We start from the raw sequence: 14554 nt of genomic DNA on the forward strand, positions 1-14554 counted from the left end.
ACCAATGGAACAGCTGAATGCCGCCCTAATCCGTTTTGTGGAACAGCAAGATTTATATAATGAAGCTTATGGACTTTTCAAAAATCATGATCTGCGTCCTCGTGAACAACAACACCAGCCGGAAGTGGACGAACGAATCCCGCTCTCTCCAGAGCTCCAATATCTGTACAGCTACTACGAGATGATGGATGAGCAGGCCAATGGCACACTCAAAATGAAAAATGCAGCCGTCGAGATCGGTGATGCAGCTCTGATCTCCTTTGTTGCACCTGAACATCTCCATCATCAGCAACTAGGTCACCGCTGGATCGGCATGAACGAACCTTATGAGGAGTCAGCCTCTTGGCAAAAAAATCATGTCGTCATCGCGAATTTTAATGATGATCCATTAATCGTTGATACAGCAGCACCGAACTCGCCTGTATATGCTGCTTTTGCAGGTGAAGAACCTCAGCTTATTGCCGATTCATTAACAGACTTTTTCAATGCACTGGTCGTCCTGATTGAAGCTGCACGGGCCTATGCCGGAGAATTAAAGGACGACGAAACTTATGAAACCAAACCCGAGTATCTGGAGCATGTCGATCCTATATTGAATGATTTACTGGGAGAAGAGCATACTGCACATTTATTCGAGTATTTGTCATTTCGTTAAAAGTAAAAATCAAAGAATACGGAGGGTTGAATCATGATCTATGTTGCTTTGCTTCGGGGCATTAATGTGGGCGGGAATAACAAAATCAATATGAAGCAGTTAAAAGAAACGTTTGAGCAAGCTGGCTTGCTGGATGTGGTGACATATATCAACTCAGGCAATATTATCTTTGCCGATCATCAGGAACGCGTGGATGCGAATACGGAATTATCCCAGATTCTTGAACAAGTCATAGCTGTCGATTTTGGCTTACAGATCAAGGTTATGGTACGTAATCTGGATGAAATCCGAACTGTTATTCAGGCACTACCGGAGGACTGGACGAATGATGCCATGGCCAAAAGTGATGTCATGTTCCTCTGGGATGAAGTGAATGATGCTTCAGTTCTGGACAAACTGCCCATTAAACCGGAAATCGGCACATTGCTATATGTTCCCGGAGCCCTTTTATATTCCGTGAGTAAAGAACTTGTCACCAAAAGTGGTATGAGCAAGCTTATAGGCTCCAAGGTCTACAAATATATGACGGTCCGGAACGTGAACACGACCCGCCAGATTTACAAGCTGATGCAGGCTGTGGCTGAGAGATGATCAAGGCCAAGTGAAGTGTCTTACCAGTTTTCAAAGCTTATGTATATCGGAGGTGGATTGCATGAATGATGAGCGGACATGGATCGTTAGCATAAAATCTGTGGGGCAGGAGGAATTTTATTTTGCCCCGCATACGGCTTGGCAGGTGCAAGCACAGGGTTTTCGAGTGCACTTCGAATCAGATCACGGAGTCAAGCTGCGTGCTCAAGATCAGATTTTGATAACGGTTGGTGAGGTTGGAACAGCAGGATGGGCCGCATTTATTGGAACGGTAATAGAATTCGGACCTGATTCGCTCCTGCTGTACACAAGCCCCCAGTATGAATCACGATTGATGGAAGCCTGGCAGTTTGAAATGATCTTCTCACCACTCAATTCCATTGAAGGTGCCCAGAACGTGATCGATACGTTGGGGTTCTTCCCACCCTTTCACTACGATGAACTAACAAATGTGAAGCTGGAAAACGCGGATCAAGGCGATTGGTCTGAAAATCTGTCCTTGACGATTACGCATACTTCCACAGACGGGTTGGAACAGCCCCTCTACTTTAATTTTGAAGACGTCCAGTTTAAGAACATCTCTCCCGCCGAGGAAAGCAATGTCTGCTTGCAGCTCAGCTTCGCTTACGAGGGTGAACAGATTGGCGTGCAACTGGACGCGATAGCCGGATTCGCAGCGACATTCCTCTGCAGCAAAGTCGTGGTTCAGTTAGGCTAATAACCTTACCCGGCTACGGAACTGGTTTGATTTTTCCTTACCCCCAACATGACTGCACCCATGACTAGAACCAACAGGGCTACCAGCATGAACGGAATATGTTTATCCACCTGGTACAGCGTTGTTGTCAGTAAAGGGGTGATCACGGCAGATATGCCTTGAATCGCTGCAACCAATCCGGCTGCGCCACCCTGCTGTTCTTTGCTGACCGAAAGAGAAGCTCCCGCCATGAAACCAGGCATCATCAGACCCGAGCCCATGCCGAACAGGAAGAATGAGAGATAATAGACAACCAATTGACTGGAGATCAGAAACAAAACCATGCTTGCGAGCAGAAAAAGGGACCCGAGCAAAATCATCGGCCGCGGCTGCCATTTCAACCACTTCATCTGGATCACCTGCATGATCAGCATCGCAGCCCCGGAGAACATCAGTCCGAATGAGACCATTCTGGCTGTAGCCCCTGGAGATAATGAGAGCTGATCCTGAAAATAAAATCCGCCGACAACCTGTAACGTCATAATGCCAATCATCGTAACCAACCCGGCAGCAAGATACATACGCAAACCGCGTTGGAGCGGGTTAACCTTGGGCGCTTTCTCTTGAATGACCGGCTTGGCAGCAGGAATGAGTAACAAAGCAATGATAAACGCCGCTATCGCAATAAAAATACCAAAGTAAAGCGGCCACAGCAGACCGATAATGGTAAAAGCACCTGCAATCGCAGGGCCAAATACAAGTCCCAGCCCATTGGCGGCACTAATAATCGCCATCCCGCTTCCCCGCTCTTCCCCTTCCGTTACATCCCCCATATATGCCTGAGAAGAGGATAAAACTGCTGGAATGAACATACCGATCAAGCTCCGCGTTACAATCAGAAGGGTTAACAGAAGGCCTCCTCCGATCCACGCATTTAATCCACTATACATCGCCAATGCAAACAACGCACAGCTTATGGACATACCTATGAATCCAATCAATATGATTGGTTTTCTGCCTTTCAGATCACTGAATCTGCCCCATACCGGACCCATCACAGCCATGGCTATGGACCCGAGTGAAATAATTAGCCCGGAATGACTTTCTTTCATCCCCAGCTCACGAATAAGCGGCGGCATAATGGGAGCAATAAGCATAAGACCCAACATGGCTGCAAATACGCTAAAAAAGATACTTCCTCTGATTCTGTTCACGCTCATACACTCCTTTATTTTTCAGTACAGTATCCACTGTACCTGGAGTATACAAGGCTGAGAGAATCTCGACTGCCTCCATACGGAACAATTAACGGTTAGACGGATTATTAATATATTTTTTTCATTTCCGATGGCTTCACACCGAATTTGCGATAGAATTGCTGGGAAAAGGCACTGATGTTACTGTAACCAACCGCTATCGCTGCCTCAGTGACGTTGTTCTCTTGGCTGCGCAGCAATTTCATGGCGTTATCAAGACGAATCTGGCGCAAATATTCAAATACGGTAGTGCCGAACAGCGCCTTGAAGCCTTTTTTCAATTTAAAATCGTTTAGACCCACCTGTTTGGACAACGCCAGCAGGGATGGAGGATCCACCATGCAAGCCTCCATTATCTCCCGAGCGATATGTAACTTCCGTATATCCTCTCTGGAAAATCCCGCAGGAATTGGCGCCAGATCAAACAGCTGAATCATAAACCGATTCAATATCTCCAATGCGGTCGCTTCCATCATTAAGGAAGATCTATAGGGGTTGTTCAATTCCCCAATCAGACTGTCAATCATCGTTCGAATTCTGTAATCCAGCTGAAATATGATCGGTTTGAACACACAATGTCCCAAAATGTCCTGAAAACGAATGGACTGGCTGGTTGCTAATTGTGCACCCGCATAATTGAACAACGAGATCGGAATCCCGATGGCAAAAGAAGTATAGTTCTCCTGCGCAGGCGGATGAAACCAGGCTTCAAAATCACGCATCATGATGAGTGCTCCCTGTCCAGTGGGCAGAGTATATTGCTGACCGGATATGTCTACATAGCGCGCACCTGACAAGGCAAATTGCAGCTCAATGATGGGAATATTCGATGCAAAGAACGTAGAGCACGGTTCACTATAATTAATCTGAGAATACACAATTTCGATACCACTATACGTGGTTACTCTTTTTATATTGCCACTGCCCGCTTTAGCAGAGAGCAGGTACGTATTTTCATCTTGCTGACTGAATGGTTCCTGCGTTAAATAATGTTGATATACAACGGCTAACGAATCGAAACCCATGTGTTCTCACCTCGTCTATAACTTGATCATGACTCTCACAAAGAGATTTGTTTAATTGAGAATAATTCTCAATAATTCTACCTCAATTTCTCCTTTTAGACCAGCCCCATGACGAAACCACTACACTTCATACCGAAAAAAATCCAGAAACCGCCTATAGAAATGGAATCTTCACATTGAAGAATGAGGAGATACGCCCGCAACTAAAAAAGGACACGAGAGATCATTCTCTCGTGTCCTTTCGCATGACTTATTCCCAGAAAAAGCGTCCGGCAAATACCTTCTCCGTCAGCAACTTGTATGTCTCGTCTGGCAATTCTTTTTTCATTTTCGCCATTACGGCATCCTTGCCTTCATTATATTGCGTGGACATGCCGATCTCGGATGTAGTATTGGTTGCGTCCAGATGCATAATTGGTGCTTTTGCATTTTTTGTCCAAGGAGTCCATTCGGCCAATTCCGATGATCCACCACGATCTGGACTGCCTGTATAGAGGAACTGCTTCAGATAAGCTGCCATCGCTGCAGACAATGCCTCACGGCCGGGTTTATTCTGTTCACTAAAATAACCTTCAGGGAAAAGGTCGGCAACGCCGTCTGTGTGTCCTGTGTAAAAGTCCATATCCGCGCCATGCGGTGCGCCCAGCAACGTTTGCAGTCTTTCGGAAATGACCCCAGGCTGTGTTCCCCATGCAAAACGATAGGCGTATACAGGTGGCTGTCCCGCTTCACTCGTCAGGCGTTCAGCTACGCGCTCTGCATTGAAGCCTGCATAAGCCTCACTGCCATATTTCAGAGCTGCGGCATACAGTTCCGCCTTGGTTTCATCTGTAAACAGAGTTTCATCATGAAATGAGGGTACAAAGTATGGATCACCGAAAGCAAAGCTGGAAAACTCGGTTTCCAAACTGCCCAGCAGAACAGGAACTTGTGCATAATTACCGCTGTTGATAGCATCGAAACCCTCTTTCGGAATAACTGTGCCTTCACGGAACAGATGTGGGAATGGCTGCATACGAATCGCCGTTGAACCATACACAGTGACCAGTTTGTCCGCAGGCAACTCACGCAAATAGCTGGACAGCTGTGCCTGAGACTGCTTGCCGATCCATGTTCTCGCATGTTCAATAGAGGTCACTTTACCCTCTTGCACGAGCAATTTCACAAGTGCATCCTCGGATTTTTGCTCGCCTTCCTCCGGTGCAGCCGTTGTCAGGCCACCACTGAAAGCAGCTGCCTTCTGAAACAAACCTTTGCTCAGTGGCGAGATTAACGCTGCCAGAACATTACGTGCTCCTGCCGACTGCCCGGCCAACGTAACATTGCCTGTATCTCCGCCAAAGCCTTCGATATTATCCTGTACCCACTGCAGTGCACGGAATGCATCAAGCAAGCCATAGTTGCCCGAATCATCAAGAGCATTTCCGGTTTTTAATGCAGCATTTTGAAAGAACCCAAGAGCTCCCAAACGATAGTTCACCGATATGATAATGCTGTTCGTGTTACACGCAAGCTGTTCACATTGAAAATCCTTGCCTGATCCGGTCATATTCCCGCCGCCGTGCAGAAACACCATAACCGGAAGCTTCGAACTGGTTGTATTTGGACGCCAAATATTGAGATACAGTGAGTCTTCACTTCCTGCTGTAGTTTCGCCGGATAACTGCAAGCTGCTCGCAGCAAATTCCTTGGCTGTTCGAGTTCCTGTCCATACATCCGGTTCACGCGGCGCTTTCCAGCGTAGTTCACCTACCGGAGGTGCTGCATAAGGAACGCCTAGCCAACCGAGCGTACCGTATTGTTCATAGGTTTTTCCGTCAATGGCTCCATATTTCGTCTGCTGCAATGTTTGAGGTTTGAACCCCTGATCTTGTTTATGTTTCATCCAACTCTGCTCCAAGGTTCCGCCGCCATTTTTGAGCTGTTCCTGCAACGCTTGTGCAGTCGTCTCAGCCAACTGGCGATTGGTGCGTTCGCTCGTGCTCTTGCCCTGAAGCAGTTCACCCCCTTAACCGATGCGTAAGTGGAAGCCTATCCTTGATTGTAGTTATATCTTTCTAGAGCGTTCGTGCCAATCTCTCCAGCAGTTCCACCGCAGGAGCTAAAACTGCTTCATCAATATCGAATTCCGGATGGTGATGCGGAGCAGGTAGCTCGCTGCCAATGATCATATACGTTGCTTTCCCACCTTGTTCCTGTACACGCCGAATCATGTAACTGGCATCCTCACTTCCGAGTGAAGCACCATCCGAAATAGCCTCCGCATGGGTAAATCCTGCGATGCCTTCACTTTGCTGCACAGCAAGCTCTGCAAGCTCCATATCACAGCGAATAGGGACTGCACCGCCGATGACTTCAACCGTGGAGCTTAATTCATGCATCGCCGCGCTGTGCTCGATGATCTGATGGACCCGTCGCTCCAGCTCACGATTCGTTTCTTCACTCGTTGAACGGGTTTCAATCACCATCCGTGCGTGCTCGGGTATAATATTAGACCCCGTTCCGCCTTCAAGAATACCCACATTAATGCGGGTATCCGCCGTGCTAAACCGAGGCAACGCATGAATATTAAGAAGTGCCGTAGAGGCTCCCAGCAAAGCATTCCGTCCTTCCTCCGGTGTGGCTCCGGCATGAGAAGACACACCTGTAAAATGGGCTTCCAGCTTGGTCGTTGCCAGGAATCCGGCAGACGCCCCTCTCACATGACCGGATGGCACACCTGTACCCAGATGTATGCAGAACAGACGATCTACCTGTTCCAGCATGCCTTTTTCGACCATGGCATACGCACCACGCACACCTTCCTCAGCAGGTTGGAACAACAGACGGATCTTCCCGGCAAACTTTCGATTACTCAAACGTTCTGCAAGTGCAAGCCCAATAGCTGTATGTCCATCGTGTGCGCAAGCGTGCATAATGCCTTCATGATTGGAGCGAAATTGCCTCGATTGTGGTATATGCTTATTTGACTTGCTCTCACGGATCGGAAGTGCATCCATATCGAAACGGAACGCCGTAGTTGGTCCCTCCTGTTCTCCTTGTAACTCAGCGACAACCGCCGTGAACCCACCCCGCATCTGCTGCACAATCGCTGGATCTGCCCCTTCATCGATGGCACGTTGATAAGCATCTTCCAACACTTCAGGCTTTGGCAGACCTCGCCGCGATGTGTCATCAATTGCATCTTTTCCATAGGTCACACGGTAACCCAGTTCCGTTAACATCTGCACGACTTTGGTAGCCGTACGGAATTCAGTGAATCCCAGCTCGGGATGTTCGTGAAGATCTCGCCGAAGCGCAATAATATCAATCATGGTCACTCACCTCTCTCATCCAGCTCTCTATTTCATCATACATACACCTTTACACTACGAATTCTATACCACAGCTCGCTAATCCTGTTTCGCGATTCTTCTACACACGTGCTTCACGCCCATATTGAGAGAAAGCTTCTTGCTGCATATCCGCTACCCCTTTGCCCGTCCCGTCAACAAAAAAGCGCCGGCTGATTGAAACACCTGATCCCCTCCATAATGAGATGACAAATATCCAAAACCTATCCAGACGTGCTTCTCTAATCGTAAAATTTACATTTAGTTAATCGAGTACATGCGCTCATTTATCATTGATTGTATACACTGGTTTTGGATACCAAACTATACATATCATTAGGAGGATTTGTTCATGTTAAATCGATTCAATACCCGTGCTGCCAAAATGATGCTCGCGGTTACAACAATTGTTACAGCTACGCTGGGAGGCAGTGGTGCATCATGGGCTGTGGAAGACACCACCTCATCTGCTTCACCGATTAAAAATGTAATCATCCTGATTCCGGACGGTATGGCGAACGACGCAACAGCTTTGGCTCGCTGGTACAAGGGTTCCTCTCTTACACTGGACTCCATGGCTAGTGGCATGGTTCGTACACACTCTGCGGATGCGCCGATTGCGGACTCGGCCCCTGCGGGAACAGCTTTTGCTACAGGTCACAAATCACATACAGGGTATGTGGGAGTGCTGCCGGATAAAGCAACGATGCCTGGACAAAAAGCAATTGCACCGGGAGATGCCAAAAAACCGGTCGCTTCTATCCTGGAAGCATCCAGACTGGCAGGCAAGGCTACTGGCATTATTGCGACATCTGAAATTATGCACGCCACACCGGCTGACTTCTCGGCCCACTATCCGGATCGCAAAAACTATGATGCACTGAGCAAACAGCAGGTCTATAACGGTATGGACGTTGTTCTCGGTGGAGGAAGCAGTTATTTGGAGCCTGCGGGACGCAAAGATGGCGAAAATCTGGTCTCATCCATCAAAGCACTGGGGTATGATTATGTAACGACTCCGGCAGCGATGAAAGCTTCCACTTCAGGCAAGCTGTGGGGCATGTTTGCCCCGGCAGGCATGGCCTATAACATGGATCGCGATCCAGCTAAACAGCCAAGTCTCGCCGAGATGACAACTAAAGCGATCGAGGTTCTTTCCAAAGACGAAGATGGTTTCTTCCTGATGGTTGAAGGCAGCAAGGTCGACTGGGCAGCACATGCCAACGATCCAATCGGCATTATCAGTGATGTGCTGGCATTCGATGATGCTGTCAAAGTAGCCATGGATTTTGCCAAAAAAGATAAAGAAACCGTCGTTGTTGCTGTCACGGACCACCAGAACGGTGGATTGACCATCGGTAATGCCTCGACTACAGGTACTTACGATAAAGAGCCGTTGTCCACATTTATCGGACCTCTGAAAAAGGCCAAGCTGACCGGCGAAGGCGTGGAGTCCAAGCTAAATGCCAAACGCACCAATATCAAAGCTGTGATGAAGCAATACTATGGCATTACCGACCTGACTTCCGAGGAAATCGCTGCAATTAAAGCGGCCAGCCCGGGCAGCCTCAATTATACGGTTGGACCGATGATCAGCAAACGTTCAGGAATTGGCTGGACCACTGGCGGTCACACAGGTGGAGATGTTGTGCTGTATACGTACGCTCCGAATAATGATCGACCTTTCGGTGTCATCGACAACACGGATGTGGCCAAATACATGGCACGTGTGCTGGCCCTTGACCTCGACAGCGTGAGCAAACAATTGTTTGTGCCCGCGAAACAGGCTTTTACTGCCAAAGGTGCAACGTACAAGCTGGATCTGAAGGATGCCAAAAATCCGAAGATTCTCGTAACAAAGGGCAGCACCAAGCTTGAACTGCAAATCTACAAAAATATCGCACTCGTTAATGGCAAAAAGACAACACTGGATGGCGTTATTGTATACAATGGCGTAGAAGCCTTTGTGTCACAGGATGCAATTGATCTGATTCAATAAAAAAAGTGCCCGCTCATTGAACGGCACTCTTAGCCAAACTGCCCGAGAACATTCTTGGGCAGTTTTTTTCAAATTCACTTTTAAATGCAACTTCTATATGCAAAGTAACGTGGTATGGTAGGCCCACGCACAAGCTTATCGTATAATAAGCATAACGTTGAGGAAAATGACGCAAAAAAGGAGAGACTCATTATGTTGATCAGACTAAACTGGATCACACTGCGGGTACGCGACCTGGAAGCATCGCTCCGTTTCTACCACGAAATGCTCGGGCTGCCGATTCAGCGCAGATTCGAAAGCCGTGGACGGCAAATCGCCATGCTAGGCCCAGAAAATGAAACGAAGCTGGAACTGATTGAGGGCAGCGAAACCACGCTCAAGCCAGAGGCCGGTGTTTCGATCGGCTATGAGGTAAGGTCGCTGGACGAAGCCATGGAGCAGCTCGCCGTATTAGGCATCCCGATTGCACGAGGCCCCGTCCAGCCCAATCCGCATCTACGATTTATTTACATTGCCGACCCAGATGGCTTCGAAGTGCAGCTCGCCGAACATGCATGATTAAGTCGCGAACATGATGGGGAGCGGGTGTCAGTGCTGATTGTGCAGGTTTACAGCTTCATCCGACGCATCAGCGGCACACCTACGCGATTCAAAAGCCGTTCAAGCAGTAGCCAGCACCATCGTCTTCCCCATGGCAGATGGCGCTCATACACGGCAGAATACTCGAAATCCGACACAGCGCCACGGTTGCGCTTGAACTGCGCAGCACCAGCACTCTCATGCAGCAGATGGCCGTTCTCACGGGCCTGTCCAATCAGGCAAGCTGACAGCATGCGGTACAGCCCGATGGACTGAGGTAGCGCCGTATCGTAACCGAACAACGGCGTTGTCATCACCCCATTTCGGCAGAAGTATCCCATAACCGCATCTATACGCCCTTCCTTCCGCAGACCATACAGGATCAGCGCTCCCGAGGCTTTTGCTGTGGCAATGAAATGTTCACTGAATTGTGGATTATTATAAGAGTATTTTTCAAGGTATAGCAGCTTGTACAGCTCCGCGATTCGTGGAATATCTTCCTCCGTCAGATTCGCTTCGGAAACGAATTCATATCCGTGTTTGGCCAACAATTCGTAGTTATCCTGAGCATGCCGTCGTATTTCGCTCCTTGTGTCCAGGGCTCAAGCCTGCCCCCACATCATGGTTGGAGACAGGCTTAGTAGACTGAAATTCAAATATAAAATGTTGTATTTAGGTGACTCCGATGCAGCATGCCAGCTTCAACTCTGCTTTATTTTACAGGGTATCAGTTGTAGAACGTACTTCGTTCTCGTCAGACACCAACTTATTCAAATCCACTATTAGTTGCTCCAGCTCTCCGAAGCTGTCTACCATCTTCTCAGTCAGGTTGCGCTGTTCCTCCATACTGGCAAGAATTTCTTCTGTAGCAGCACTCGATTCCTGGGTCACACTTGAAATCTCCGAAACCTCATTAACCACTTTCGTAGAGGATTCTCTCATGGTGACTGAACTGCTCTCGATATCTGCGGCCTGATTCAATACTTGCTGAGAATTGCTGTTGATCGTACGGAAAACTTCTTCTGCCGTTCGCACACTGTCTTTTCCTGCTTCCAAAGCGAGTCGAATACGCTCAAATCGATCCGTCAGCGCCTGTGTCTGTCCTCTCAAACGGGACAAAATAGCAGCAATATCACTTGCCGACTGGCCGGAGTGCTCTGCCAGCTTGCGAACTTCCTCCGACACGACTGCAAACCCGCGTCCATGTTCACCTGCACGGGCAGCTTCGATCGCTGCATTGAGCGCAAGCAGATTCGTCTGGTTCGCAATATCCGAGATACTGTTAAGCATTAGAGACATGGACTCACTTTCCTCGTTAAACTTGCTCATATCATCGGCTGTGGTATTAATCGTTTCATACAGCTCCTGCATCTGAACATTCAGATGCTCCATCTGTGTGCTGCCTGTTTCCGTGCTCGTTGCCATGCTGGCTGATAGTTCTTTCATCTGAAGTGAGTAGGAAGCAACATCGCGAATATGCTGATCCGACAAAGACAAGGACTCTGAAATTTCAGCCACACTGGTAGCCTGGAATTCAACCCCTTTGGCCACCTCGCTGAATCCAAGCGTTACTTCATGGGTAATGGAGCCGGTGTCTGTTACTTTTTGCTTCAATTGATCCGTATAACGAGATAGGCCTTCCACGGATTCTTTGACCCTTATAAGCATCGTTTCCACTCTCATTTTGGAATGCTCCACCTCTTGCCAACGTGCTTCGCTATCCCAAAAGAGTCTTTGATTCAACTGGGAAACCATCATCAGAATGACTCCGGTAAGTGCAAACAATCCTACATCAACAATATGGCCAATAAACTCCTCAGAGCTCTTTGTCTCCACCAGAACAACCTGAAGAATACTAATGACAAGCAGCACGAGAAATCCGGTTGTGAACAGTTTCTTGTCAGGATAGAGCAACAACACTGAAGTGATGACCAAACTTAAAGTGATGTTAACACTTCCCCAGCCTGCATAGACTCCACAGACCGTAATCAGGAGTGTACAAAGCCACGGGATCACATGAATATACTTCTTTTTGACATTGGCGTAAGTTACCCAACCGGTGAATAAAATAGCTACCCCACTAGAAACAAGCAGCTTGGGTTCCAGAAAGGCCATACCAAAACCGATGGCAACAATAACCCACAGGATGATACAGATCAGCTTGTTCCTTTTCCAGATGATTTCGTCATAACGATTCATGAATTTCCCGTCCTTTTTATCAATTAAAATACGATGGTGAAACATTTCTGTACTATCTTTTATCAGTCTATGGTCCTTGCTTATGAATAAATCGCAAATTCCTAGTGCCTTATTCTAGTACAATAGGTCTTCATAAACATGAAAACATACTTAATGTATATCGGAATTTTAATATAAAATTTTAATATATGAATGAATATAATATGTACTAATATTTCAGATATTTTATTTGGTTTTCTCCATAGTAAAAACCCGGTTGCTTGCCTACCAACGTTTTGTTGGATCCTGATCGTTCAGATTGCAAACTCAACCTTTTTCTGCAACAGCAATCTCCGTATAAGAAAAATGAAAAGACGACACAAAGTCATCTGAAGAAACCATGACTTTGTATCGCCCTTCCTCTGAATCCTATTTGATTTTCAGTTCCAGCTTGTGTTTCTCGGCTTCCTGCAAATCATCGTAAACTTTGCCCGGTTCAGTTGGTATTTTCAATACAAGCGATTGAGGATCGTCCAACATATTGCTGCTGTAGTATACAATCATCCCGTCTTCTGTTCCGCTACCTCGATACATTAGAAGCTTGGTCTGCTTACCATTTTGGGTTATAGAAACAATCTCGTAAGGATGTAATGATTCACTTATAGATTGTTTGGTTTGGAAATCAATCTTTTTATTGGGTTCATAGACAAGTTTGGCTCGTATAATAAGTGGAGACATCTCTACTTGAGATAACATCACCTCATGGCCGTCAATCGTAAATAACTGATTAAGTTTTATAATTTCCGTCTTGGGGACCGAAAATTTGGGGTCTAAGTCAAAAGAAATCTTCATCATCTCTGAATATCGCATTTCAGGTCGCTTTGTCCCTGTTTTTGGGTCTGCAAGCTTCCCTGGATCAAGGGAGACGATTTGAAAGTCGAGCATTAACTTTTCAGGAAATGCATCAGTTCGTTTTAGGTTAATCGCAGTTCGGCCATATATGATATGGTTCCCTTTGGGTACTTGGACTCCCCCCGCATTACTATCATCAAATTTATGATTGGTCAGCATGTCAGTTGCCCTGGAACGGTTCACCGAATAGATTTCCTGAGAAGCATCCGTCTGGGCTGTATACAATACGATCATCTTGTTTTCATCCGCCATAACTGCATTGACGGTTAACTGATATATTCCTGATTTCACAGAACGATCCACGAGCTGCACATAACCATTGTTAATTGCGGATGCAATTGTGTTGCCGTCAATATCGGTTTCAACCAAATCCCGAAAAGGTTCAAGAACTCCCCAATTCTGTGCGGGCGGGCTGTACATTGCCTGTTGTGGTGTAGAGCCGCCAAATGGACCCATCAGCAGCCAACCGGCTGCCAGAGCTGTTACGAGCACCGCAGTAATCCACTTTAATTGCATATGACCTGCCATTCGCCGGGTTCTCGCCTTTACCAGACCTCGCTGAATGGCAAATGCCGTGTCCGCCGGATTAAATTGCTGTCTCTCCAGCTTAGCCTGGGAAGCATCTGCGAAAAGTGCCTGTTCCTCCGGACTAGTTCTCATGCCAATCCCCCCTGTTCTTCATCTGTTTCCGTAACAGTTCCAACCCTTTATGCTGCCAGGTCTTGATGGTGCCCTCCGGTTTACCGAGAATGGATGCAATCTCAATCGACGTCATGTCGTTATAGTATTTCAGCAGTAATACATGGCGGTATTTTGGTTTGATTTTCTCAAGCATGGACCACATCGCAAGTCTGTTGTCGCTGCATCCTGCAATGGCAGACTCGGATATCGCCTCCTCCAACCCTTCGCTCGGCAGTGGTGTGGCCCGTTTGCGACGCCTTTGTTCATCAATGCACACATAGATCAGAATACGAATAATCCACGATTTGAACGCCTTCTCATTTTTCAGAGAGCGACGCTTGGTCCAGGCTCGGCATGTCATCTCCTGCACGGCTTCGAGCGCATCATGACGATTACGCAGGTAACTGTAGGCAATGGAGATTAGCGTGTCCTGATGCTCCATGATAGATTGGACAAATGCCGTCTCGTCTTCGCTCTGTACAAACAACATCTTTTTCATCTCGGCTTTGGTTTCCACCCCACAATCCCCTCCTTCTCTCTCTTTCTGTGGTTTAAGACGGATGAACAAGCCAAACCGTTTTTTATTTATTTTCCATCACAAAAAAGCCCCGCCTAATCCTGAGGAGGAAGCTCTTGTATTGATTTCCGC

At 47.3% G+C, this 14554-nt stretch carries 14 protein-coding genes; 6 read left to right on the plus strand and 8 right to left on the minus strand.

Annotation, left to right across the window (positions count from 1 at the left end):
- Positions 1-4: 4 nt before the first annotated feature.
- The 3 genes from ACDJ58_RS21635 (at position 5) to ACDJ58_RS21645 (ending at position 1964) form a co-directional block, all read left to right on the plus strand.
- Entirely contained in the window at positions 5-655 is a 651-nt protein-coding gene (locus ACDJ58_RS21635; RefSeq protein ID WP_413372848.1) for a hypothetical protein, read from the plus strand.
- A 33-nt stretch (positions 656-688) separates the two neighbouring features.
- Entirely contained in the window at positions 689-1246 is a 558-nt protein-coding gene (locus ACDJ58_RS21640; RefSeq protein WP_413372849.1) for a DUF1697 domain-containing protein, read from the plus strand.
- Between the two features lie 61 nt (positions 1247-1307).
- Positions 1308-1964 carry a hypothetical protein gene (locus ACDJ58_RS21645; RefSeq protein ID WP_413372850.1) on the plus strand — a complete coding sequence of 219 codons (657 nt, stop codon included), beginning with the start codon at positions 1308-1310 and terminating at the stop codon, positions 1962-1964.
- A 5-nt stretch (positions 1965-1969) separates the two neighbouring features.
- Here the strand turns inward: ACDJ58_RS21645 and ACDJ58_RS21650 are convergent, their stop codons facing one another.
- The 3 genes from ACDJ58_RS21650 to ACDJ58_RS21660 all read right to left on the minus strand — a co-directional run bounded on the left by ACDJ58_RS21650 (position 1970) and on the right by ACDJ58_RS21660 (position 6109).
- Complete coding sequence (locus tag ACDJ58_RS21650) at positions 1970-3157, minus strand: MFS transporter (protein WP_413372851.1); 1188 nt, start codon at positions 3155-3157, stop codon at positions 1970-1972.
- Between the two features lie 110 nt (positions 3158-3267).
- Positions 3268-4224 carry a helix-turn-helix transcriptional regulator gene (locus ACDJ58_RS21655; protein ID WP_413372853.1) on the minus strand — a complete coding sequence of 319 codons (957 nt, stop codon included), beginning with the start codon at positions 4222-4224 and terminating at the stop codon, positions 3268-3270.
- A gap of 250 nt (positions 4225-4474) precedes the next feature.
- Complete coding sequence (locus ACDJ58_RS21660) at positions 4475-6109, minus strand: carboxylesterase/lipase family protein (RefSeq protein ID WP_413372854.1); 1635 nt, start codon at positions 6107-6109, stop codon at positions 4475-4477.
- Between ACDJ58_RS21660 and ACDJ58_RS21665 the strand changes: the two genes are divergently transcribed.
- Positions 6101-6247, plus strand: a complete 147-nt coding sequence (locus ACDJ58_RS21665) for a hypothetical protein (protein WP_413372856.1) — start codon at positions 6101-6103, stop codon at positions 6245-6247. The two genes, ACDJ58_RS21660 and ACDJ58_RS21665, sit on opposite strands and share 9 nt — an antisense overlap.
- Before the next feature lie 34 nt (positions 6248-6281).
- Here the strand turns inward: ACDJ58_RS21665 and ACDJ58_RS21670 are convergent, their stop codons facing one another.
- On the minus strand, positions 6282-7538 hold the full coding sequence (locus ACDJ58_RS21670) for an amidohydrolase (protein WP_413372857.1): 1257 nt from the start codon (positions 7536-7538) through the stop codon (positions 6282-6284).
- Between the two features lie 370 nt (positions 7539-7908).
- Here ACDJ58_RS21670 and ACDJ58_RS21675 point away from each other — a divergent pair, with 370 nt between their 5' ends.
- Positions 7909-9555: an alkaline phosphatase gene (locus tag ACDJ58_RS21675; protein WP_413372858.1), complete on the plus strand. Its 1647-nt coding sequence runs from the start codon at positions 7909-7911 to the stop codon at positions 9553-9555.
- Positions 9556-9747: 192 nt separating this feature from the next.
- On the plus strand, positions 9748-10113 hold the full coding sequence (locus ACDJ58_RS21680) for a VOC family protein (RefSeq protein WP_413372859.1): 366 nt from the start codon (positions 9748-9750) through the stop codon (positions 10111-10113).
- Positions 10114-10163: 50 nt separating this feature from the next.
- Here ACDJ58_RS21680 and ACDJ58_RS21685 read toward each other — a convergent pair whose 3' ends face one another.
- From ACDJ58_RS21685 to ACDJ58_RS21700, 4 genes are all read right to left on the minus strand, one after another.
- Positions 10164-10733 (minus strand): GNAT family N-acetyltransferase, encoded by a 570-nt coding sequence (locus ACDJ58_RS21685; protein ID WP_413379776.1) that lies wholly within the window; start codon positions 10731-10733, stop codon positions 10164-10166.
- 118 nt (positions 10734-10851) lie between these two features.
- A complete protein-coding gene (locus tag ACDJ58_RS21690; RefSeq protein ID WP_413372860.1) occupies positions 10852-12333 on the minus strand; it encodes a methyl-accepting chemotaxis protein in 1482 nt (493 codons plus the stop codon).
- Between the two features lie 408 nt (positions 12334-12741).
- A complete protein-coding gene (locus tag ACDJ58_RS21695) occupies positions 12742-13884 on the minus strand; it encodes a DUF4179 domain-containing protein (RefSeq protein ID WP_413372861.1) in 1143 nt (380 codons plus the stop codon).
- Entirely contained in the window at positions 13874-14422 is a 549-nt protein-coding gene (locus ACDJ58_RS21700) for an RNA polymerase sigma factor (protein ID WP_413372863.1), read from the minus strand. Before ACDJ58_RS21700 ends, ACDJ58_RS21695 begins: the two co-directional genes overlap by 11 nt.
- Between the last annotated feature and the right edge of the window lie 132 nt (positions 14423-14554).

The organism is Paenibacillus taichungensis, assembly GCF_047302525.1.
In the GTDB taxonomy this organism is placed as follows: domain Bacteria; phylum Bacillota; class Bacilli; order Paenibacillales; family Paenibacillaceae; genus Paenibacillus; species Paenibacillus taichungensis_B.